Here is a 20254-nt window from a genome sequence, read left to right on the forward strand (position 1 = left end):
CAGCCGCATCCGCGGGGTGCTTACCAGGGAACGGTGCGTCCTTCGCGATCGACATAGCGGAGGCCGGGCTGGCCTTGCTGCGCCAGCAGCACGTCGACGACCTTGGGCACCGCGTCCTCGAGGGCTACCGGCGCGTTTGGACCACCGAGTTCCGTACGAATCCAGCCGGGCGCCAGCAAAAGCAGAGCGCGTGCCTGACCACCCTGCCGCGCAGCATAGCAACGCATATACTGGTTCAGCGCCGCCTTGGAGCCACGATAGACCTCATGGCCACCTCTAGTGTTGTTGGCGATGCTGCCCTGGCCTGACGACATGACGCCGATCATGCCGGTGGGTGAAACGAGATCCTGCAGCGCCTCGATCACCCGCATCGGGCTCAGTGCATTGGTGACCATGACGCGGACGAAATCCTCCGTCGAAGTTTCGGCGATGGTTTCGTCCTGATCGGTATTGGCCGTTCCCGCATTGACGAAGAGGATCTCGAAACTGCGGCCCGCGAGGCGGCTGCGCAAAGCCGCGATCTGATCCGGCTCGGTCACGTCGAGCTGCTCGATCTCGACGCGGTCCGGATAGCCGTCTGCGAGCTCGTGCAGCAATGTTCGCTGGGGACCGCGAACCGTGCCAATGACCTTCCAGCCCCTCCGCAGCAATTCCGCCGCCATAGCGTAGCCAAGGCCCCGCGAAGCGCCGATCAGCAGGATCGTGCCTGCCGCTTCAGTGTTGCTTTCTGACATCCATAAATCCTCGTCCCCTGCAATGGTCCGAGGATGATTGTCCTTGCTAACGACGGGCGCCAGACGCACGCAACGCAAACACGTGTTGCATCCGACGCTAGGTTAGGAAGAACCCCCAGCCTAATATGCGTCCATGGACCCAATCGATCTCAACCTGCTCCCCGCGCTCGATGCGCTGCTCACCGAGGGGAGCGTAACCGGCGCGGCACGGCGCCTCGGTCTCAGTTCCTCGGCCATGAGCCGGACGCTCGCGCGCCTGCGCGCTGCGACGGGCGATCCGTTGCTCGTACGCGCCGGACGCGGACTTGTTCCGACGCCGCACGCCGCCGCTCTCCGCGCACGCGTGCATGAACTGGCCCGCGAGGCGAGGGACGTCCTCAGCCCGCAGCACGACCGTCTCGATCTGGCGATGCTCGATCGAACCTTCGTCATTCGCGCGAATGAGGGCTTCATCGGGCTGTTCTCCGCGCCGCTCGTAGACGCGGTCACCAAGGCCGCGCCGCGCGTGCGCCTCTGCTTTGCTCCGAAACCCGCCAAGGACGCTGGACCGCTGCGGGAGGGCACTGTCGATCTCGAGATCGGGGTGCTCGGTGCATTCGCGCCTGAGGTCCGCACCCAGTTGCTTTTCCGCGACACTTTCATTGGCGCGGTGCGGGACGGGCACGCTTTGCTCTCCGGCTCGATTACGCCTGAACGCTACGCAGCCTCCGGGCACGTCGTGGTGTCACGCAAGGGCCACTTCAGGGGGCCTGTCGATGAGGCACTCCAGACGCTCGGGCTTCAGCGCGAAATCGTCGCGGTCGTACCTGGCTTTCCAGATGCCTTACAGATTGCGCGTCGATCCGACCTTGTCGCGCTTGTACCGCGATCGTGCCTGCGAACTGACATCGGCGCCTCTTTCTCCGTCGGCCTGATCGGCTTCGAACTCCCGGTCGCCACACCGGCCATTGCGGTGTCCGCGATGTGGCATCCGCGCATGGATGCCGACCCCGCCCATCGCTGGCTCCGCGACACCGTTATCGCGACCTGCCGCTTGGCATAGACCTGGAAACGACCGTCGTGGGCAAGCTGGCGGATGGGGTGGGATTCGAACCCACGGAGGGCTTGCACCCTCGGCGGTTTTCAAGACCGCTGCCTTAAACCACTCGGCCACCCATCCAAGCCTTGAAGACGCTGGCCTTTTCGCCCGGGCCTGCGCGTCGCGCGAGGGCGATTGCTGGCGGACGAATGCCGAACGGCTAGAGGGCCTCGGCTTTACCGCGCCTCGGATCGTCGCGTCAACACGCCCGACCGGATCGCACGACGCATCCGGGTAATGCGCCGGAGATATCGAGCGGCGTGCGGCCATCAACTTTGAAACCAGAGAGACCTGTACCTCGGAAGCGGGCAAGACGTTACCGGCCGCGACGAGCCAGCGGCGTCTCGGCGGATTGCCTGGCGGTGGCCGGCTGCGAGTTGACGCGGCGGCATGCCGTTCTCATTGCCGCGAATTTCGCCCGGCCGATTGACGTGTTCTTAACCAGCTGTCAACGGAAGTGCCTGCCTATGGACGATGGGATGGCCGGGCGGTTCTCGCCTTGTCCGTGTCGTCGGCGTGTCGGCAATGCGACACGATCCGGCTGCTTGGTCGACAAGGCGGGCAGTTGCTGCTATCAGAGAGGCAGGATGGGGACGTCGAGTAAACACAGCCCGCGCGTATCGCGACTGGACCGATCGGCTGCTAGGCCGTTCGTGGCAGCGCTGTTTATGGCAGCGGCCGCTTCTCTCGTGGCGTCCTGCGCATCGGCGCCGCCGCCTTCCAAGAAGCGCTCGTCCGAGTATTTTCCTGAAAGCAAATATGGGGTGAAGGCCAGTCCGCGGGTTGTCCAATATGGCCAGCCGGTGCCGCAGGGCGGCGGACGCTACATGGTCGGCAAGGCCTATACGGTGAAGGGCCGCGTCTACAAGCCGTTCGAGCACAAGAAATACACGGCCGTCGGTTATGCGTCCTGGTATGGCTCCGCCTTCCATGGGCGTTATACGGCAAACGGAGAAGTCTATGACATGGACACGCTTTCGGCTGCGCATCCGACGATGCCGCTGCCAAGCTATGCCCGCGTCACCAACCTCAAGAACGGCTCTTCGGTCGTGGTCCGCGTCAATGATCGCGGTCCATATGAGCGCGACCGGCTGATCGACCTCTCCGCCAAGACGGCGGAACTGCTCGAGGTGAAGCGGCACGGCGCCGTCAAGGTCAAGGTCGAGTATATCGGCCCGGCCAAGATGGAAGGCCATGACAAGCAGATGCTGATGGCGACCTATGTCGCCCCGAGCAATACCGAGATGGGCAACCCGAATGTGATGGTTGCCATGAACCAGGTGAAGCGCGCGAGCGCGGTTGCCGTCGCCATGCGTTCGCAGCCGCAGCCGGCAGCACCGACGATCGCCGTCGCGATGCGCCAGCCGGCGCCCGCCGCGACCGTCGCCGTTGCCATGCGCGCCCCGGCCGCGAGCCCGCAGATCGTCCTTGCGATGGCGCCGATCCCGCGTGCGCGTCCCGATATCTTTGTCGAGGGCGGGACGCCGATCGACCCCTACAACTATGAAATTCAGGCCGCCCAGAACGAGGCTCCAGCCGCCGCTCCCGTCTATCGGGCTCCGGCTGCGGTTGCGATCGCCGAACCCGAGAGCGTTGCCGCGCCGACCGTGGTACGTGCGTCGGCCACCGGCGGCACGACCTATGGCGAGCGGACGCTCGGCACCTTTACGGTCGACAATCCCGCCGCCTTCACCGAAGAAGATCAGCAGCCGGTCTATCGTTCAGCGCGCTCGTCCTATGCGTCCGATCCGGACTTCACGGAGGCGCAGCGCGCCGCCGATGGTCTGGCACGATCGTCCCATGCCGGCCTCAATCTTGCGCTGCAGCAGGCTGTCGCCCGCGCAGCCGCCGAACGCAGCGCCGACGCGACGGAGATCGCCGTCGGCGTTTTCGCCAGCGACGCCAACGCGGCGGCCATGGCCGGGCGGCTCGCTTGGCTTGGCCGCGCGCGGTCGACCGAAATGGTCGTTGGCGGCCGGACGATGCAACGATTGACGCTTCTCGTCACCAATCGGAGCGTCTCCGACAGCGAGGCGGTCGCAGCCGTCACGGCAGCCGGTGCCCGCGACGCGTTCATCGTCACGCGCTGACGAGCGGCAACTCGCTGCCGCTTGACGGCGGGACTGCGGCGACGGCATCTCGCATGTTGGGCATTTCCGAACGGGTCCTGTCCATGTCGCCTCATGCGCGTCGACCTTTGATCGCTATGGCCGTGATGCTGTTGTCGGTTGCTGTGGCTCCGGCGCAGCAGGCCTTTGACAGCAAGGCCTTGCGCGCGATTCTGGTCGATGTCGATTCCGGGGCAACGCTCTATCGAAAGGCTGAGAACGATCCGTTCGAGCCTGCGGCGATGGCCAAGATGATGACGATGGCCGTGGTGTTCGATGCGCTGAAGGCCGGCGAGATCCGGCTCGACCAGACCTTCAAGGTCAGCGAGAACGCTTGGCGGACCGGCGGCGCGCCATCGCGCAGCGCCACGATGTTCGCGGCGCTGAAATCCGAGGTCCCGTTGTCGGACCTCCTGCGCGGCGCGATCGTTCAGGCCGGCAATGACGCCTGTTTGATCCTCGCCGAAGGCATTGCCGGATCGGAAGCGGCGTTCGTGGTGCGCATGAACAAGAAAGCGGCCGCACTTGGGCTTACCGGCTCGAGTTTTCGCAACGTCACAGGCTTCGCCGATCCGCAGCAGAAGACGACGGCCGCCGATCTCGCCACGATTGCGGACTATCTCGCGACGAGCCACCCCGACCTCTACAAGATCTATTCAGAGCCAGAGTTTACCTGGAACAAGATCACCCAGCGCAACCGCAATCCGCTGCTGGCAGCCGGCATTGGTGTTGACGGACTTTCGACCGGCTACAGCGAGGCTGCGGGCTTCGGCCTGACGGCCTCGGCTCTGCGCGACGGCCACCGGCTGACGGCGGTCGTCAGCGGGCTACCGACCGACAAGGCGCGTGCAGAGGAGGCCTCGAAGCTCTTCGACTATGCCGGGGCGGCGTTCGAACGTATACGCTTCTTCGGGGCAGGCGAAACGATCGCTGACGCACGCGTCTATGGCGGCGCGGCGAGCGGTGTGCCGCTCGCGACCAAGGCGCCGCTTGATGTCCTCCTGGTGCGAGGGGCGCGCGACCGCATCAGGGCGCGTCTCGTCTATGCCGGGCCGCTGATCGCTCCCGTCAAGGCAGGGCAGGAGGTCGGCACTGTCCGCGTCTATGTCGGCGACGACCTGCTGGTCGAAAAACCCGTCGTCACGATGGAGGATGTCGCGGCGGGAACGATGGAGCGGCGGGCCTTCGATGCGATTGGTGAATTGCTGGTTGGCTGGCTTTGATGCGAACCGAAGAACCTGACCATTCGTCGCGATCGCCGCTGGTGCGGGCAGGGCGCTTCATCACGTTCGAAGGCGGCGAGGGCGCAGGAAAGTCGACGCAGCTCCGCCGTCTCGGCGAGCGGCTGAGCGACCAAGGCATCGAGATCGTCGTGACGCGCGAGCCCGGAGGGACGCCGACCGCCGAAGCGATTCGCAGCTACGTCCTCTCCGGCGCCGCCGAACCGCTCGGCGCAGAAGGCGAGACGATGTTGTTCGCCGCGGCGCGCGCCGATCATGTCGACCGCGTCATCCGGCCGGCGATCCTCCGTGGCGCATTCGTGCTCTGTGACCGCTTCATCGATTCGACCCGCGCCTATCAGGGCGCCGACGGCGTCGATCCGGAGCTGATCGACCAGCTTGAGGCGCTTGCCATTGGCGATATGAGGCCACATCTGACGCTGATGCTCGACGTGCCAGCTGAAATCGGACTGGCGCGAGCGGCGGCGCGGCGCGGCGCCGACGGAGCCGATAGATTCGAACGCGAAACGATCGACCGGCACGAAGCGCGGCGACAGATATTCCTCGGCATCGCGGCGCGTGAACCTGAGCGGTGCGTCGTCATCAACGCGATGCAGGCAGAGGATGACGTCGCCGCCGATATCTGGCAGGCCGTCATGAGCCGATTGCTGACGCAAGCCGATTGAAGGGATCCCGATGGCCGTCTCGCCCGATCTGCCTCAGCTCGACGCCCTCGAAGGCTGGCCGAGCCCCGAGGAGCAGACCGACTGGTACGGGGCCGCGTCCGACGAAAAGCTTCTCGTCGACGCCTATCGCGGTGGTCGCATGCACCATGCCTGGCTGATCACAGGCCCGCGCGGCAGCGGCAAGGCGACGCTTGCCTACCGCTTCGCGCGCTTTGCGCTGGCCCATCCAGACGCTGCGCGCGCGCCGGCCGCCGAAAGCCTCGCGATCGATCCTGGCCATCCGGCCGCGCGCAAGATTGCGGCGCATGCCCACCCGAACCTCCTGACCCTGGCGCGGCCTTACGACGACAAGAACAAGCGGTTCAAGGAATCGGTGACCGTCGACGAAGTTCGCCGCACCATTCCGTTCTTTGGCGCTACGGCAGGCGAGGCGGGCTGGCGGATCTCGATCGTCGACGCCGCGGATGACATGAATGCCAGTGCCGCCAACGCTCTGCTCAAAGTCCTCGAGGAGCCGCCGCGTGGTGCGCTGTTCTTCGTGCTGAGCCACGCACCCGGCCGCCTGCTGCCGACCATTCGCTCGCGCTGCCGACGGCTGGACCTCACGCCGCTCGGCAGCGACGTCATCGAGCGTGCACTGGAGCGCCATTCCGATGCCGGCCCTGACGAGCGACGATTCGCTGCGCTGGCGGGGGAAGGCAGCATTCGCCGAGCCGTCCGCTTCCTCGACGAGGAGGTGATGGCCATCGGCAGCGCCTTCGGCCGCGCGGTCGGCCGCTTCCCAGCGCTGGACGCCGGCGCTGCGCACCGCCTCGGCGATATCGTCGCGCAGCGCGGGGCCGACGATGCCTTCGAGAGCTTCCAGGATCTGGTTTTCGACTGGCTTGCACGACGAGCGCGCGGATTGCCCGAGCCCGAGACGCTCGGCGCCCTGCCGCCTGTCGTGGCCGCCGTTCCGCTTGCGCGCTGGGCGGAGGTGTGGGAGAAAGTCCGCCAATCCTCGGCCGAGGTCGAGGCACTCAATCTTGACCGCAAGCAATACGTGCTCACGACAATCGACATGCTCGCCCGCGCAACCCGAATGTGACGCTCCGCGACCCCGGACCAAGTTCGGGGCCCTTGTTGATGTCGCAATCGAAGAAGAGGCGAGAAGGCGATGACGACGCCGAAATACTACATCACGACTCCGATCTTTTATCCGAATGGCGTGCCCCATATCGGCCACGCCTATACGGTGATCGCGACCGACACGCTGGCGCGGTTTCAAAGGCTGGACGGCAAGGACGTGTTCTTTCTGACCGGCACCGACGAGCACGGTCTCAAGATGCAGCAGACCGCTGAGAAGGCCGGCCTGACGCCGCTTGCCCTGGCTGACCAGAATTCGGCCGCGTTCCAGAAACTGGTGGCGGCGGTCGGAGCCGAGCCCAGCGATTTCATTCGCACGACGGAAGCGCGCCACCATCGGTCCAGCGAAGAAATCTGGCGCCGCATGGCCGCGAACGGCGACATCTATCTCGATAAATATGCCGGATGGTATTCCGTTCGGCAGGAGCAATTCTTCGACGAGAAGGAAACAACGGTCGGCTCGGACGGGGTTCGCCGCGAACCGCTCGGTTCACCGGTCGAGTGGGTTGAGGAAGAGAGCTATTTCTTCCGCCTTTCGGCCTATCAGGACCGATTGCTCGCCCATTACGAAGCCAATCCGGACTTCATCGGACCCGACGAGCGCCGCAACGAGGTCGCGAGCTTCGTGCGTGGCGGTCTGCGCGATCTCTCGATTTCGCGGACGACATTCGACTGGGGAATCCCGGTTCCCGGCGACCCCAAGCATGTGATGTATGTCTGGGTCGACGCGCTGACCAACTACATCACCGGCGTCGGCTATCCCGATGTCGAGAGTGAAAGTTTCAAGCGCTACTGGCCGGCCGATCTGCATGTCATTGGCAAGGACATCGTCCGCTTCCATGCCGTTTACTGGCCGGCATTCCTGCTCTCGGCCGGCTTGCCGCCGCCCAAACGGGTCTTCGCGCACGGCTTCCTGTTCAACCGCGGCGAGAAAATGTCGAAGTCGGTCGGCAATGTCGTCGATCCGTTCTCGATGATCGAGACCTATGGCCTTGATCCTGTTCGGTTCTTCTTCCTGCGCGAAGTGCCATTCGGGCAGGATGGAAGCTATAGCCATGAGGCGATCGTCAACCGGATCAATGCCGATCTCGCCAATGACCTCGGCAATCTGGCCCAGCGCTCGCTTTCGATGATCGCCAAGAATTGCGACGGCGCCTTGCCGGTGCCCGGCGCCCTGACTGACGCCGACCGCGCGATCCTCGCCACGGCCGACGCGCTGCTGCCGGTCTGCCGCGCCGCGTTCGCCACGCAGCAGATCCACCAGGCGCTCAACGCCATCTGGACGGTGGTTGCCGACGCCAATCGCTATTTCGCCGGTGAGGCACCCTGGCAGCTCAAGAAGACGGACCCTGAGCGCATGGGGTCCGTGCTCTATGTCACGGCCGAACTGGTCCGCCAGATTGCCATCCTGTCGCAGCCTGTCATGCCAGCATCCAGCGCCAAGCTGCTGGATCTGCTGGGAGTTCCAACCGATCGCCGCACCTTTGCGGCTCTCGGCGAAGCGGGCCGCCTCGCAGGAGGCAGCCCGTTGCCAGCGCCAAGCGGCGTGTTCCCGCGCTACGTTGCCGAAGAGAGCCCGCAGGCTTAGCCGGTAGGCCGATTTGGCGCCAACGAGGCACGAGAAGCAGTCGTCGCGACGCCGCGCGCTTCTCGTTTTTCGAGATCGGGCGTTCAGGCTCCAGCGAAAATCTCGTTGATTTTCTGAACGCTGGCGACGGTTTCTGATTCCACCGTGCGGCGGAGGGCAAAATCCTGACCCGCCGCGGCTATCTCGCGACACGCCTGGTCGTGGTCGCGGCACCATTCGATCTTTTCGACGATGTCGGAGAGATCGGCCGCTATAGGCACATAATGCGTCCACGGCACGAGATCATCGTAATACCACTGGCGAAAGCCGTGCGACGACGCGACTTTCAGCATGCAGCATCCCATGAGAAGTCGCGTGAACATATTGCCCCAACTATTTGTGGGACCATCGATATCCAGCGCGAACTTGACGTTGATCCAGCGCGATGGCGGCACGAACTCCCCGAGTAGTCCATGCATCCGGATCGCCTCGCGCGTCTGATGGGCGGCCGGTTCGCGCTCCGTCGAGGTCAGCTTGACATCGACATCGGCGAGCCCGCGCAGGGCCAAACAGAGACGAACGCGCTGCTTGAGGCTCGGATCGTCCATGTCCATCCCCTCGGTGATGGTATGGCCCGGGCCGGTGATGGCGCCGCGCCAGAGCAGCGTCTCCTTGCGCCGCGCCCATTGGCCTGGACGACTGTCGGCCAGTTCGCGAAACGGCTGGTAGAGGCGCGCCGTCATAAAGCCGGGATCAGGCACGAGAACGGCTTGTGGCTCGTCGCTGCAGAACGAAAGCTCGTTCGGTTCGTTGCCACCGCCGTCCGAGATATTGCCGATGAGGGAAGTGACCTCCGGCGCGGTGCGCGAAACCAGCCGGACCAAAGTCGGCAACCGGCGCCACATCATCTGGTAGAGCGGCCAGTCGGCGGCGAGCCGGTCGCGGTCGAGCACGATGTTGATCTGGTTGCCGATCCGTTCGAAGCCAACCTGGTGGCGGTGGCGTCGGCGCTCGCTGTTGTGCTCAAAGGCAAGGCTCGGCGGAAAGGCTTGCATCTCGGAAATGCCTGTCCCGAGCCGCCTCAACATCACCTCTTCCTTGAGGCGCTTCGGCGTCAGTCCGAATAGGGAAACCTGCAGGGAAGGCAATATCGAATCCCGTCCGGAATGGGGCTTGCATGCAAGTGTAGAAGCGACAGCCGGAGCGTGTCCAGAACGGTCGACAGCGCCGCGCGAAGCGGTTACTCACTTCTTCAGGTCCGTGCCTCGCGTCGAGGACACGTCACGCAAATTGCCTCCGGAACCCATGCTCGTCGACAGCCATTGCCATCTCGATTTTCCGGAGTTCGATGCCGATCGCGAGGGGCTCATCGACGAAGCTCACCGGGCGGGCGTTGGCCTTATGGTAACGATCTCGACCCGCGTTCGCCGGTTCGAACAGGTGCGTGCCATCGCCGAGCGATATCCCTCTGTATTTTGCTCTGTTGGGACGCATCCAAACAGCGCCCATGAGGAGACCGACGTCACGACCGCTGAACTCGTCGCGCTTGCCGCTCATCCGAAGGTCGTCGCGATCGGCGAGGCCGGCCTCGACTACGTCTACGGCGCCGAACACAAGGCCGAGCAGGCGAGGGGGTTGAGGCGCCACATCGCGGCAGCGCGCAGCACCGGCTTGCCATTGGTCATCCACGCGCGCGAAGCCGACGAGGACATGATCGCAATCCTGACGGAGGAAAACGGCGAGGGCGCCTTTCCGGCGATTCTGCACTGCTTTTCGTCGGGTGCGCGCCTTGCCGAAGTCGGCGTCGCGCTCGGCTGTTACATCTCGTTTTCCGGCATCCTGACATTCCGGAGCGCTGAAAACATTCGCGCCATCGCGCGGGACATTCCCGAGGACCGACTTCTCGTGGAGACCGACGCGCCCTATCTGGCTCCCGTGCCACATCGCGGGCACACCAACCGGCCAGCCTATGTCCGCGATACGGCGGCCGTGCTCGCCAGCGTGCGCGGACTTTCCGAAGAGCAGATCGCGACGATCACGACCGGCAATTTCCGCCGGCTGTTCACCAAAGTGCCGAATTCGGCCTTCGAAAACGCAGCTGCGGCCCATGGGTGAGGCAAACATGGGTGAGGCGAGGATGAAGGCGCCGGCCGCCGAGCGTATCCGCATCACTATTCTCGGCTGCGGCGCCTCCCCTGGTACGCCGCGGATCGGCAATGACTGGGGCGCCTGCGACCCGTCCGAACCGAGGAACCGTCGCACGCGGGCCGCAATCCTCATCGACGGTTTTCGCAGCGACAGCCCCTATCCGACGCGAGTTCTGGTCGATACCGGCCCCGATATTCGCAACCAGCTGCTCGACGCGCGTGTCGACCGGCTCGATGCCGTCCTCTACACGCATCCCCATGCCGATCATACGCATGGCATCGATGATCTTCGCGCCTTCTGGCTCGATAGCCGGAAGCTGGTGCCGGTCTATACGGACGACAATACGCAGGAACGGCTGGAGGAGGCCTTCGGCTACTGCTTCAAGACGCCGGCCGGCGGCAGCTACCCGCCGATCCTCGGCCGCGAGCGGATCGTCGCCGGAGAACGCTTTTCCGTCGATGGGCCAGGCGGCAGCCTGACGATCCTGCCGTTCAGGCAGGTGCATGGCGACATCGACAGCCTCGGCTTCAAGATCGGCGATTTCGCCTATTCGAGCGATGTCAGCGCGCTTCCCGACGAAACGCTGCCCGACTTGCAGCATCTCTCGCTCTGGATCGTTGACGCCTTGCGGTGGCGGCCGCATCCGAGCCATTTCAGCGTCGATGAATCGATTGCCTGGCATGATCGGCTGCGCCCGCGTCGCACGATCTTCACGCATATGCATGGCGATCTGGACTACCGCACGCTGGTCGCGATGCTGCCGGGCGATATCGAACCGGCCTTTGACGGCATGATCATCGAGCACGCTTTGTAGCGGCGAAGCGGCTGCCTTGGTGGTGGGCAGGGCCCTTCTTTGGGTCTGGCCGTCCCGGAAGCAGCGTGCCAATCTTCCCGAAGCTGTGGCAGCGCCGGCGGAGATCGGTGCGAAAGGAAAAAGGCGTCAATGAAGCTCCGCAACGCGGCATGGTCGATCTTCGGTATCGTGGCGGTCGTCGTCTCGATCTTCATTCTCTATCGGGAATTCCGCCGTATCTCGTTCGCGGCGGTCGCGGACAGTTTGGCGGCGATCAGCGCCCACAACTGGATCCTGGCCGTTCTGGCAACGCTTTGCGCCTATGGCGCGCTCGCCTGGTACGACCGAATCGCTATTGCCCATATCGGCGGCAAGAAGATCTCCTGGCTCTTCATCTCGCTCTGCTCGTTCACGACCTATGCCCTGTCGCACAATATCGGCGCCTCGGTGATCTCGGGCGCGGTGGTCCGCTATCGGGCCTATTCGACCCGCGGGCTGACGGCTCAGGAAATCGGCCTGCTCATCGTCTTCTGTTCGTTCACCTTTGCGCTCGGCACGGTGCTCACCAGCGGGATCGTGCTCGTGCTGAAGCCGCATCTCATCACCCGCTTCATCGACGTGCCGCCGCTGACCGGTCTCATTCTCGGTCTCTTGCTGCTGTTCCTCGTCCTGCTCTATGTGTTCGGATCCTGGCGACACCTGCCGCCCTGGCACATCCGCAAATTCCACGTCCAATATCCGCGCCTTCCGATCGTGGCGCGGCAGCTTTTGGCCGGACCGATCGAGCTTGGCGGCGCGGCTGCGATCATCTATTTCGCGCTGCCAGAGGCTGGAAATCCGGGCTATCTCATCATTCTGGGGATCTTCCTAGCTTCGTTCACGCTGGCGCTGCTCTCGCATGCGCCGGGCGGTCTAGGCGTTCTAGAGGTCACGTTCCTGGCGGCGCTACCCGAAATGAACCCGAATGACGTTCTCGCGGCACTGATCGTCTTCCGGCTGCTCTATCTGCTGATCCCGTTCGCTCTGTCGCTGTTCATCGTGCTTGCCTTCGAGAAGACCCAGCTCGGCCGGAAGGAGAGCTGAAACGCGAAAGGGCAGGGGATCACCCCTGCCCTCCGATCCGTCTTCGCCCGTTGCGAGGCGACGCTCAGTTTCCGCGCTCGGCCTGTGTCCTCACCCAGCGCGCATTGTAGCCGAGCGGATGCTCCGGCAGACGCGCGATGGGAACGCCAAGATTGGCGGCTCGGATCGCTGCGATATCGGCCTTCGGCCTGCGGTCCATGGTGAGGACGCCGTTCTGCTCCTGATAGGTGTCGGTCAGCTGCGTATAGCAGTAGCCAGCAAGCAGATCGGAATCCGTGGCGCCGGCGAGAACGTCAGCATAGCGCTCGACGAAATCCTCGGTGTCCTTGGCGGTGCTGTAGCCCCAGCCGGCCTCGTTTCCCATGAAATAGGCGATCCCGCCGAACTCGGTCAGCATTACCGGCTGACCGGCATAGGGATGACCATCAATCGCGAGCGCACGGCCTGCCGAACGGAAGGTCGTCAGCGTGTCGCGGAACCCAGCCTCGGAGCCATAGCGCTCGTGCAGGATCGCGCCGCTGTGGTGGTAGTCATGGACCGCGAAGATGTCAGTCGCGATCTGCTCCCAGCCGTCATTGCCGCTGACCGGCCGCGTCGGATCGAGCGTCTTGGTCAGATGGTAGAGCGCCTGCTGATAGCTGCGCTGGACCGGACTGTGCGGCAGTTCAGGAATGCCCCATGACTCGTTGAACGGCACCCAGGCGACGATCGAGGGATGTGAATAGTCACGCTCGATCGCTTCCTGCCATTCAGCGGCGAGCCGCGTGACAGTCTCGTTCGAATAGCCATAAGCGCTCGGCATTTCCTCCCAGACGAGGAGGCCCAGCACATCGGCCCAGTAGAGGAAGCGCGGGTTTTCGATCTTCTGGTGCTTGCGCACGCCATTGAAGCCGAGCGACTTGGTCAGCTCGACATCGCGGCGCAGCTCCTCGTCGCTCGCCGTCATCACGCCTTCGCGCCAATAGCCTTGGTCGAGAACGAGGCGCAGGAAATACGAACGCCCGTTCATCACGAAGCGGCCGTTGGCGGTCGAGACGGCTCTGAGCGCCGTATAGCTCTTGACCTCGTCGACGACCTCGCCATTCCCGTCGACCAGGAACAGTTCCGCATCGATCAGTTGCGGATGCTCGGGCGACCAGACGAATTCGGCGCGGGCATCGTCGATGCCGGGGTCGGGGAGGGCGATGACGCGGCTGGTGTCCCGGCCCTTCAAGCCATACTCATCCTCAACCAGCACGCGGCCGGCGAGCCAGAGCCGGACACGCAGGCGATGACCCTCCGGCGCGGCGATGCGCGTATCGAGGCGAATCTCGAACTTCGCGAAGTCCGGGGTCCATTGCAGCCTCTCGATATGGCTGCGGCCGACCTGTTCGACGAACACGGTCTGCCAGATGCCCGTCGTGCGCGGATACCAGATGCCGTGCGGCTCTGCGAGCCAATCCTGCTTCCCGCGCGGCTTCATCATATCGAGCGGATCGTCTTCGGCGCGAACCACGATATCCAGCGTGCCCCCGGTCATGAACGGCGCAAGACGGACGCGGACGGGCGTGTGGCCGCCGACATGCGAGGCGGCATGCTGGCCGTTGATCCAGACATCGCTCTTGTAGTCGATGGCGCCGAAATGCAGGATCGTGTCATGCGCCGCGTCGGGCGCGAGATCAGCCGGCAGCTCCAGCGTTCGGCGATACCAGACGACGGGATGAAATCCCTCGTCATGGATGCCGCTTCGGGGCGCTTCGGGCGCATAGGGCACAGTGATGGTACGGTCGAACGCAGCGTCGGCCGGGCCGATCCAGCGGGCGTCGTCATCATAGGCAAACTGCCACGCTCCATCGAGCGAGAGCCAGCGGGCGCGCTCGATCTGCGGGCGCGGATGGTCACTATAGGCCAAGGCGATCCTCCGGGATGTCGGGTCTTTGCCGGGGCTTCGAAAAGCCACCGGATGCGTCTTTGGTATTACCATATGACACGCAGTCGAAAACCCGAAATCTGCCGTCGCAACGGCGCCGCCGCCGCAATCCTCCGTTACAAAAGACGCATTCGCGCCCCGATCCTGTCGGCATGCAGCCCGAAAAGGCAGTGAAACTGCGACGCATGCAAAGAGAATCGCTCAGGCCAGAGATCATCATGGACAATCGCTTCCATTCGGAAATGCCGTCCTCCCGGTTCCCCTTGGTGCTCTATGGCGCTGCCATCGCCATCGCCCTCGGCGCCGCTGCGGTCGCAAGCACGGTGGCGCTGACGCCGCGCGATGCGGCGCAGCCCGTTCTCGTGGTCAGCGGCACGCAAGTGACCGGACCGGATCGCATCGCCGGCATGATCGAGCCCACGGCTCCGATACGCGCTGCGGCCGTGCAGCCCGCCAAGGACGCGCCGATCGCTGAAACGTCGAAGCCTGTTGCCATCGATCGGCTCGAGAAGCTGGCGGCGCTGCCGCCGAAGCCGTTGCGGCGGCCATGCATCGAATGCGCCGCGCCGCTTGCGGCACCTGCACCGACAGTCGAACCGGCGGCGCAGGCGGCTGCCGATCCGGCGCCTGCGGAAGCGGAATATGACGTCGCCGACGTCTCGGCGATTGGCCCGGTTCCGCCATTGCCCATCGGTTCGGCAACAGGCGAGGGGGCACGGCACGGGTTCCTCCGTCGCAGCGGCGAGGCCGTGGTCAGTGGCGGTTCCGAAATCGTCGGCACGGCCTGGACTCTTTCCGGCGCGGCCGTCGGCGGGCTCGTGCGCGGCGTTCGCGACTTGACGTTTTAAGCCCTGCCCTGACGCTGCGCGAAAGACCAGCCGCGCTGGCGCCCCAGAAGCAGTGCGGCGGTCATCAGTTCCCATGCGGTGATCGTATAGACGCTGGCGCGCTCGACGGCGCCAAGCGGAAACCAGGCAGGACCCGTGATCAGAAAGGCGATGCTGCTGATCCCGAACAGGCCGAGCGCGATGCCGGCTGGGCGATAGAAACGCGGCATGCCGAGCGGAGCAAGCGCGAAGCCCGAGGACATCGCAACGAGATTCCCGCCGACAATCGAAAGACTGGCGCCGACCAGATGCCAGACAATCGTTCCGTCGGCGATCTCGCGCGTGCCGCTGTGAAAGACTGCGATCAGCACCAGCCCCAGCGCATCGGCAAGCGCGGCGCCGAGAAAGACCGCATAAGCCGCGCCGCGCTTTGGCAGCGCGCGCCCAATGACGAGCGCGGCCGAGGCATAAAGCAGCGCCTGCACCACAAAGCCGGCATTCATCACCACAGCAAGCGGAGAATCGATGCTGCGGCCATTGATGACGGTCGGGTAGGGGATGCCGAGATCGCTGATCATGTGCGTTGTGAAGCTGTAGCCGCGAAACGCTCTTGCGGCGATCGTCTCGGCGATGAAGTACGCCAAAGCCGTGCCAAGCCAGCAGAACGCTGCAGCCCTGGCGGCCGCGTCAGTTTCGCCCGTTCGGGCAGCTATACGCATTGATGTTTCCCGGCGTATCCATGGGCGGCCCATTCTGGACTGCGCCTCCCAGTCGATACGTTCAGGCGGCCGATTGGTTTCCTTCCTCGACGACTTCGATGCCCCGCCCCGCGGTTTTGAACCTCATTGCGCGTTCTGCGGAACCCCGTCGGCAATCTCGTAGTAGTCGCCTTGTCGGCCACGAAAATATGCAATGAAATCCGGGTGTTGGTGGGTCCATCGAAAGCGCCCATCATGATGCCGATCCAATCGAGATAAATGGGATCGAAGAACATCGAGGAACCGCAAACCGAGCAGAATCCGCGCCGGACTTTTTCGGACGAATGAAACCAAGTCAGCCGTTCCGCGCCTGAAATCGTGATGGCGGATCGCGGCAGGTCGACACCAGCCTCAAAGTGCCCGGTATGTTTCCGACACTTCGAGCAGTGGCAAGCCGAGGCTTGCGGCAGCTCGCCGGGCACCCCGAACCGGACAGCACCGCAGAGGCAAGATCCCGTATGCATCGGCAGCCTCATGGTTGGACCAAGTCGGCACGATCGCAGCCACGTCGCCTCAGTTCAACATATCCGATTTGGTTCCATAATCTTCCTTATGCGAATTGTTGATGACAGCACGGATAGCGACGCCATTCTCCGCCGCTCGCTGCCCGCCCCTCGTTTCCCGGAGACCCACGCCGGCACCCTGACGGGCCGCGCCCGGTTGTTTGCGCATCCGATCTCCCTGAGTTCTCGGACTTCGATCTTCGCGCTTGGCGCCGTCAACGGCATCTCGTCGTGACGACGTGGACTGGGGCCTCCGGCCATTCGCCATTGACATGTTCGGGGCGCTTGGACAGATAGGCGCCAAACGCCCGTAGACCGGGCGATCCGGCGGTATGATCGATGCCGCCGCGCCCTCGTTCTCGGATGAAGTTCATGAACCCCGAAGCGCCTTCCGGCGAAGCTCCGCGCATTTCCTTCGTCAGCCTCGGCTGCCCCAAGGCCCTCGTCGACAGCGAGCGCATCCTGACGCATCTGCGTGCCGAGGGTTACGAACTGTCGCGGCACCATGACGGCGCTGACGTCGTCATCGTCAACACCTGCGGCTTCCTCGACAGCGCCAAGGCGGAATCGCTCGAGGCGATCGGCACGGCGATGAAGGAGAACGGCAAGGTCATCGTCACCGGCTGCATGGGCGCCGAGCCCGAGCAGATCCGCGACGCTTTCCCGAACGTGCTCGCGATCACAGGTCCGCAGCAATATGAGAGCGTGCTCGGCGCCGTGCACCAGGCGGTCCCGCCAGCACACAATCCCTTCGTGGATCTCGTGCCGCCGCAAGGCATCAAGCTGACGCCGCGCCACTATGCCTATCTGAAGATTTCGGAAGGCTGCAACAACCGGTGTTCGTTCTGCATCATTCCGAAGCTGCGCGGCGATCTCGTCAGCCGGCCTGCTGGTGACGTGCTGCGCGAGGCCGAGCGCCTCGTGAAGGCCGGCGTCAAGGAACTGCTGGTGATCTCGCAGGACACCAGCGCCTATGGCGTCGACATCAAATATGAGGCGAGCCGCTGGCGCGATCGCGAGGTGAGGGCGAAGTTCCTCGACCTCTCAGCGGCGCTCGGCGAACTCGGCGCCTGGGTGCGGATGCACTATGTCTACCCCTACCCTCATGTCGACGCCGTCGTCGAGCTGATGGCCGAGGGCAAGATTCTTCCCTATATCGACATCCCATTCCAGCATGCGAGCCCGCGCGTCCTGAAGGCAATGCGCCGGCCCGGCAACCAGGAAAAGACCGCCGAGCGCATCCATCGCTGGCGCGAAATCTGCCCCGATCTCGCGATACGCTCCACCTTCATCGTCGGCTTTCCCGGCGAAACCGACGAGGATTTCGAGTTCCTGCTCGAATGGCTGGACGAGGTGAAGCTCGACCGCGTCGGCTGCTTCAAGTTCGAGCCAGTCGATGGCGCGCCGGCCAATGCGCTGGCCGATCCGGTGCCGGACGAGATCAAGCAGCAGCGCTGGAACCGCTTCATGAAGAAGCAGCAGGCGATCAGCGCCGCGCGGCAGCAGAAGCGCGTCGGCCGCCGCATTCAGGTCATTGTCGACGAGAGCGGCGGGCTTTCAGCCAAGGGGCGATCGGTCTGGGATGCGCCCGAGATCGACGGCAACGTCCATCTCAGATCGCGTCGCCCGATCCGGGTCGGTGACATCGTCACGGCGAAGATCGACCGGGCCGATGCTTATGACCTCTACGGCCAGGTCGTCTGAGGCCTGAGCAGGACAGGGCGCTTCAGGCGCCCTGCCCGGCCTCGGCCGCCAGTCTCGCGGCGAAATCCGCCAGTCGCTCCGGCGGTGCGCGCCCGATCACCATCCGGCCGAAGCCGGCGCCGGACCAGTGCACGACATTGAAACCATCGATCTCCGCCGCCTTCGGCTGCGTCTCGCCGGGCTTGCCGTTGCGAATGACGCAATAGGCGATCGGGCCATAGTCGGGATCGAGATAGGCGATCTGTACCAGCGGCTTGCCATTGAATTCGTAGAGCTGCGCGCCTCGGAAGGACGGGCCTTCGAGCGAGACGGCGGATACGGTCATCGGAATACCGAGCGCGTCGCTGGCAAGCGCGAGCTGCTGGGTTGCTGTCCCCGGCGACGGCGCCAAGTTCAGCGTCGCTTTGGTCGTCAGCGACCAGTACTCAGCCACGGCCTCATGCCAACCCTCCGCCTGACGCGGTGTGTCAGCGCCGCCAAGCTGGTAGCCAATCCCGCCTGCGAGACAGGCAACGACCAGCATGGCGGCAAGCGCTGCCAAGAAGCGCGGCTGCCAGATCCTGTTCAGCCGCGATCGAGCTGCCGGAACGCGGCGCGGCTCCGGAACGCGGGCAAGGGCCTGGTCGAGCATCGCGTCGAGATCGGCGCGTGGCGCAACGGTCAGTATGGCGCCAAAGGCAGCATCAAGGCCGCGTCCAGAGAACTGCAGTCCTTCGAGGCGTTGGCGCAGGGCGTCGTCGCTGCCCAGCCTGTCGAGCACGGCGGCATGGTCAGCCGGCGCCAGTTCTTCATCGAGGAAGGCGGTAAGCGTCTCGTCGTCCTTGTGCTCAGTTCCGGCCATTGCCGTCCCCGCTGTTGTCATTGAACTCTGCCAGCCGTCCACGCGCCGCGGCCAACCGGCTCATGATGGTTCCGATCGGAACGCCAAGAAACGTCGCTGCCTCCTGATAAGAGAATCCCTCGGCATAGACGAGCAGCACCGCCTCGCGTTGCGGATCAGGCAGTTTCCCGATTGCAGCTAACATCTGAGCGGCCAGAATATTCGTTTCGATCGCGCGACCGCCGTCAAAAACCAATGCGAGCTCCGCGTCGACGACGCCGCTGCCCTGGCGGACCTTGCGGGACCGCAATTCGTTGATCCAGATCGAATGCAGGATCGAGAACAGCCAGCGGTCGAGCCGCGTTCCGTGCTCGTACTGCCCTGCCCGCTCCAGTGCGCGCATGCAGGTTCCCTGCACGAGATCATCGGCGGTATCGCGATTTCTCGAAAGCACGAGAGCGAACCGCCAGAGGGCCGGCAGATATTGCCTGAGCCCCAATCTCACATCATCGTTACTGCTGTTGTTCATCGGGAAGCGAATAGGCGGCCGGGAGCGCGTGTTCATGCGCCGACCCCGCCGATCGCGGCGAGGATACGCTGGAGGTTACGATGACTAACATGTTCGGCTTTGCAATGCGAACCGCTGTCGCGGTCGGATTTTCGGTGCTAGCCGCCCTGCCCGCAGCGGCAGCCAGCGGCGGCGGCGGTGGTGGTGGCAGCAGCGGCGGAAGCAGCGGCAGCGGCGGAGTGCCGGCCAACCAGGTCTGCAAGAAGGGCCTCGTCTGGTCGAAGGCTCTGGAGCGCTGCGTCAAGGCACAGTCCGGCAGCCTCTCGGACAAGGAATTGACACAGCAGGGCCGCGCCCTAGCCCTCGCGGGCTATTATGACAATGCACTCGCGGTGCTCGATGCCGTCGGCAACAAGAAGGATGCGACGGTCCTGACCTATATCGGCTACAGCCATCGCAAGATGGGCGATGTCGATGTCGGCATCGGCTACTACAAGCAGGCGCTCGCATTGGAGCCGCACAATCTGAACACGCGCGAATATCTCGGCGAGGGCTATGCGACCGCCGGCCGCGTCGAAGAGGCGAAGGCCGAGCTCGCCACACTGGAAAAGCTCTGTGGCAACACCAGTTGCGAACAATACCAGGATCTCGCCAACTTCCTCGCAACCGGGCACGAATAGCCG

19 protein-coding genes and 1 tRNA gene are annotated in these 20254 nt (G+C 64.3%); 12 read left to right on the plus strand and 8 right to left on the minus strand.

What is annotated here, in order from left to right; all coding sequences use genetic code 11:
• Positions 1 to 20: 20 nt before the first annotated feature.
• On the minus strand, positions 21 to 734 hold the full coding sequence (locus tag LB518_RS15980) for an SDR family oxidoreductase (RefSeq protein ID WP_224578522.1): 714 nt from the start codon (positions 732 to 734) through the stop codon (positions 21 to 23).
• A gap of 133 nt (positions 735 to 867) precedes the next feature.
• Between LB518_RS15980 and LB518_RS15985 the strand changes: the two genes are divergently transcribed.
• Positions 868 to 1776 carry a LysR family transcriptional regulator gene (locus LB518_RS15985; protein ID WP_224578523.1) on the plus strand — a complete coding sequence of 303 codons (909 nt, stop codon included), beginning with the start codon at positions 868 to 870 and terminating at the stop codon, positions 1774 to 1776.
• A gap of 27 nt (positions 1777 to 1803) precedes the next feature.
• On the opposite strand, the gene LB518_RS15990 is transcribed toward LB518_RS15985, so the two are convergent.
• Positions 1804 to 1893: transfer RNA gene (locus LB518_RS15990), tRNA-Ser, on the minus strand.
• A gap of 683 nt (positions 1894 to 2576) precedes the next feature.
• On the opposite strand from LB518_RS15990, the gene LB518_RS24900 reads away from it, so the two are divergent.
• The 5 genes from LB518_RS24900 (at position 2577) to metG (ending at position 8539) form a co-directional block, all read left to right on the plus strand.
• A complete protein-coding gene (locus tag LB518_RS24900; protein ID WP_502845840.1) occupies positions 2577 to 3902 on the plus strand; it encodes a septal ring lytic transglycosylase RlpA family protein in 1326 nt (441 codons plus the stop codon).
• Positions 3903 to 4018: 116 nt separating this feature from the next.
• Positions 4019 to 5143 (plus strand): D-alanyl-D-alanine carboxypeptidase family protein, encoded by a 1125-nt coding sequence (locus LB518_RS16000; protein WP_224578524.1) that lies wholly within the window; start codon positions 4019 to 4021, stop codon positions 5141 to 5143.
• Entirely contained in the window at positions 5143 to 5826 is a 684-nt protein-coding gene (tmk, locus tag LB518_RS16005; RefSeq protein ID WP_224578525.1) for a dTMP kinase, read from the plus strand. Before LB518_RS16000 ends, tmk begins: the two co-directional genes overlap by 1 nt.
• A gap of 10 nt (positions 5827 to 5836) precedes the next feature.
• Entirely contained in the window at positions 5837 to 6913 is a 1077-nt protein-coding gene (locus LB518_RS16010) for a DNA polymerase III subunit delta' (protein WP_224578526.1), read from the plus strand.
• Between the two features lie 69 nt (positions 6914 to 6982).
• On the plus strand, positions 6983 to 8539 hold the full coding sequence (gene metG / locus LB518_RS16015) for a methionine--tRNA ligase (protein ID WP_224578527.1): 1557 nt from the start codon (positions 6983 to 6985) through the stop codon (positions 8537 to 8539).
• A gap of 83 nt (positions 8540 to 8622) precedes the next feature.
• Here metG and LB518_RS16020 read toward each other — a convergent pair whose 3' ends face one another.
• Positions 8623 to 9666, minus strand: a complete 1044-nt coding sequence (locus LB518_RS16020) for a glycosyl transferase family 90 (RefSeq protein ID WP_224578528.1) — start codon at positions 9664 to 9666, stop codon at positions 8623 to 8625.
• A gap of 157 nt (positions 9667 to 9823) precedes the next feature.
• Between LB518_RS16020 and LB518_RS16025 the strand changes: the two genes are divergently transcribed.
• The 3 genes from LB518_RS16025 (at position 9824) to LB518_RS16035 (ending at position 12542) form a co-directional block, all read left to right on the plus strand.
• A complete protein-coding gene (locus tag LB518_RS16025; protein ID WP_224578529.1) occupies positions 9824 to 10633 on the plus strand; it encodes a TatD family hydrolase in 810 nt (269 codons plus the stop codon).
• A gap of 7 nt (positions 10634 to 10640) precedes the next feature.
• Positions 10641 to 11480, plus strand: coding sequence for an MBL fold metallo-hydrolase (locus LB518_RS16030; RefSeq protein WP_224578530.1), 840 nt, complete (start codon positions 10641 to 10643; stop codon positions 11478 to 11480).
• Between the two features lie 129 nt (positions 11481 to 11609).
• A complete protein-coding gene (locus LB518_RS16035) occupies positions 11610 to 12542 on the plus strand; it encodes a lysylphosphatidylglycerol synthase transmembrane domain-containing protein (RefSeq protein WP_224578531.1) in 933 nt (310 codons plus the stop codon).
• Positions 12543 to 12606: 64 nt separating this feature from the next.
• Here the strand turns inward: LB518_RS16035 and LB518_RS16040 are convergent, their stop codons facing one another.
• Complete coding sequence (locus LB518_RS16040; protein ID WP_224578532.1) at positions 12607 to 14433, minus strand: glycoside hydrolase family 2 protein; 1827 nt, start codon at positions 14431 to 14433, stop codon at positions 12607 to 12609.
• Between the two features lie 236 nt (positions 14434 to 14669).
• Here LB518_RS16040 and LB518_RS16045 point away from each other — a divergent pair, with 236 nt between their 5' ends.
• On the plus strand, positions 14670 to 15299 hold the full coding sequence (locus LB518_RS16045; RefSeq protein WP_224578533.1) for a hypothetical protein: 630 nt from the start codon (positions 14670 to 14672) through the stop codon (positions 15297 to 15299).
• On the opposite strand, the gene LB518_RS16050 is transcribed toward LB518_RS16045, so the two are convergent.
• Both LB518_RS16050 and LB518_RS16055 read right to left on the minus strand, forming a co-directional pair.
• Positions 15296 to 15997 (minus strand): DUF998 domain-containing protein, encoded by a 702-nt coding sequence (locus LB518_RS16050; RefSeq protein ID WP_224578534.1) that lies wholly within the window; start codon positions 15995 to 15997, stop codon positions 15296 to 15298. The two genes, LB518_RS16045 and LB518_RS16050, sit on opposite strands and share 4 nt — an antisense overlap.
• Positions 15988 to 16512, minus strand: coding sequence for a GFA family protein (locus tag LB518_RS16055; RefSeq protein ID WP_353619962.1), 525 nt, complete (start codon positions 16510 to 16512; stop codon positions 15988 to 15990). The genes LB518_RS16050 and LB518_RS16055 overlap by 10 nt, the downstream gene beginning before the upstream one ends.
• 399 nt (positions 16513 to 16911) lie before the next feature.
• Between LB518_RS16055 and rimO the strand changes: the two genes are divergently transcribed.
• Positions 16912 to 18243 carry a 30S ribosomal protein S12 methylthiotransferase RimO gene (rimO, locus tag LB518_RS16060; protein ID WP_224578535.1) on the plus strand — a complete coding sequence of 444 codons (1332 nt, stop codon included), beginning with the start codon at positions 16912 to 16914 and terminating at the stop codon, positions 18241 to 18243.
• A gap of 22 nt (positions 18244 to 18265) precedes the next feature.
• Here the strand turns inward: rimO and LB518_RS16065 are convergent, their stop codons facing one another.
• Both LB518_RS16065 and LB518_RS16070 read right to left on the minus strand, forming a co-directional pair.
• The gene (locus LB518_RS16065; protein WP_224578536.1) at positions 18266 to 19084 is read right to left on the minus strand and encodes an anti-sigma factor family protein; all 819 of its coding nucleotides are present in this window, start codon (positions 19082 to 19084) and stop codon (positions 18266 to 18268) included.
• Entirely contained in the window at positions 19071 to 19628 is a 558-nt protein-coding gene (locus LB518_RS16070) for an RNA polymerase sigma factor (protein ID WP_224578537.1), read from the minus strand. The genes LB518_RS16065 and LB518_RS16070 overlap by 14 nt, the downstream gene beginning before the upstream one ends.
• Positions 19629 to 19672: 44 nt before the next feature.
• Here LB518_RS16070 and LB518_RS16075 point away from each other — a divergent pair, with 44 nt between their 5' ends.
• The gene (locus LB518_RS16075; protein ID WP_224578538.1) at positions 19673 to 20251 is read left to right on the plus strand and encodes a tetratricopeptide repeat protein; all 579 of its coding nucleotides are present in this window, start codon (positions 19673 to 19675) and stop codon (positions 20249 to 20251) included.
• Positions 20252 to 20254: the final 3 nt, after the last annotated feature.

Source organism: Mesorhizobium sp. BR1-1-16, assembly GCF_020165495.1.
Lineage (GTDB): Bacteria > Pseudomonadota > Alphaproteobacteria > Rhizobiales > Kaistiaceae > Kaistia.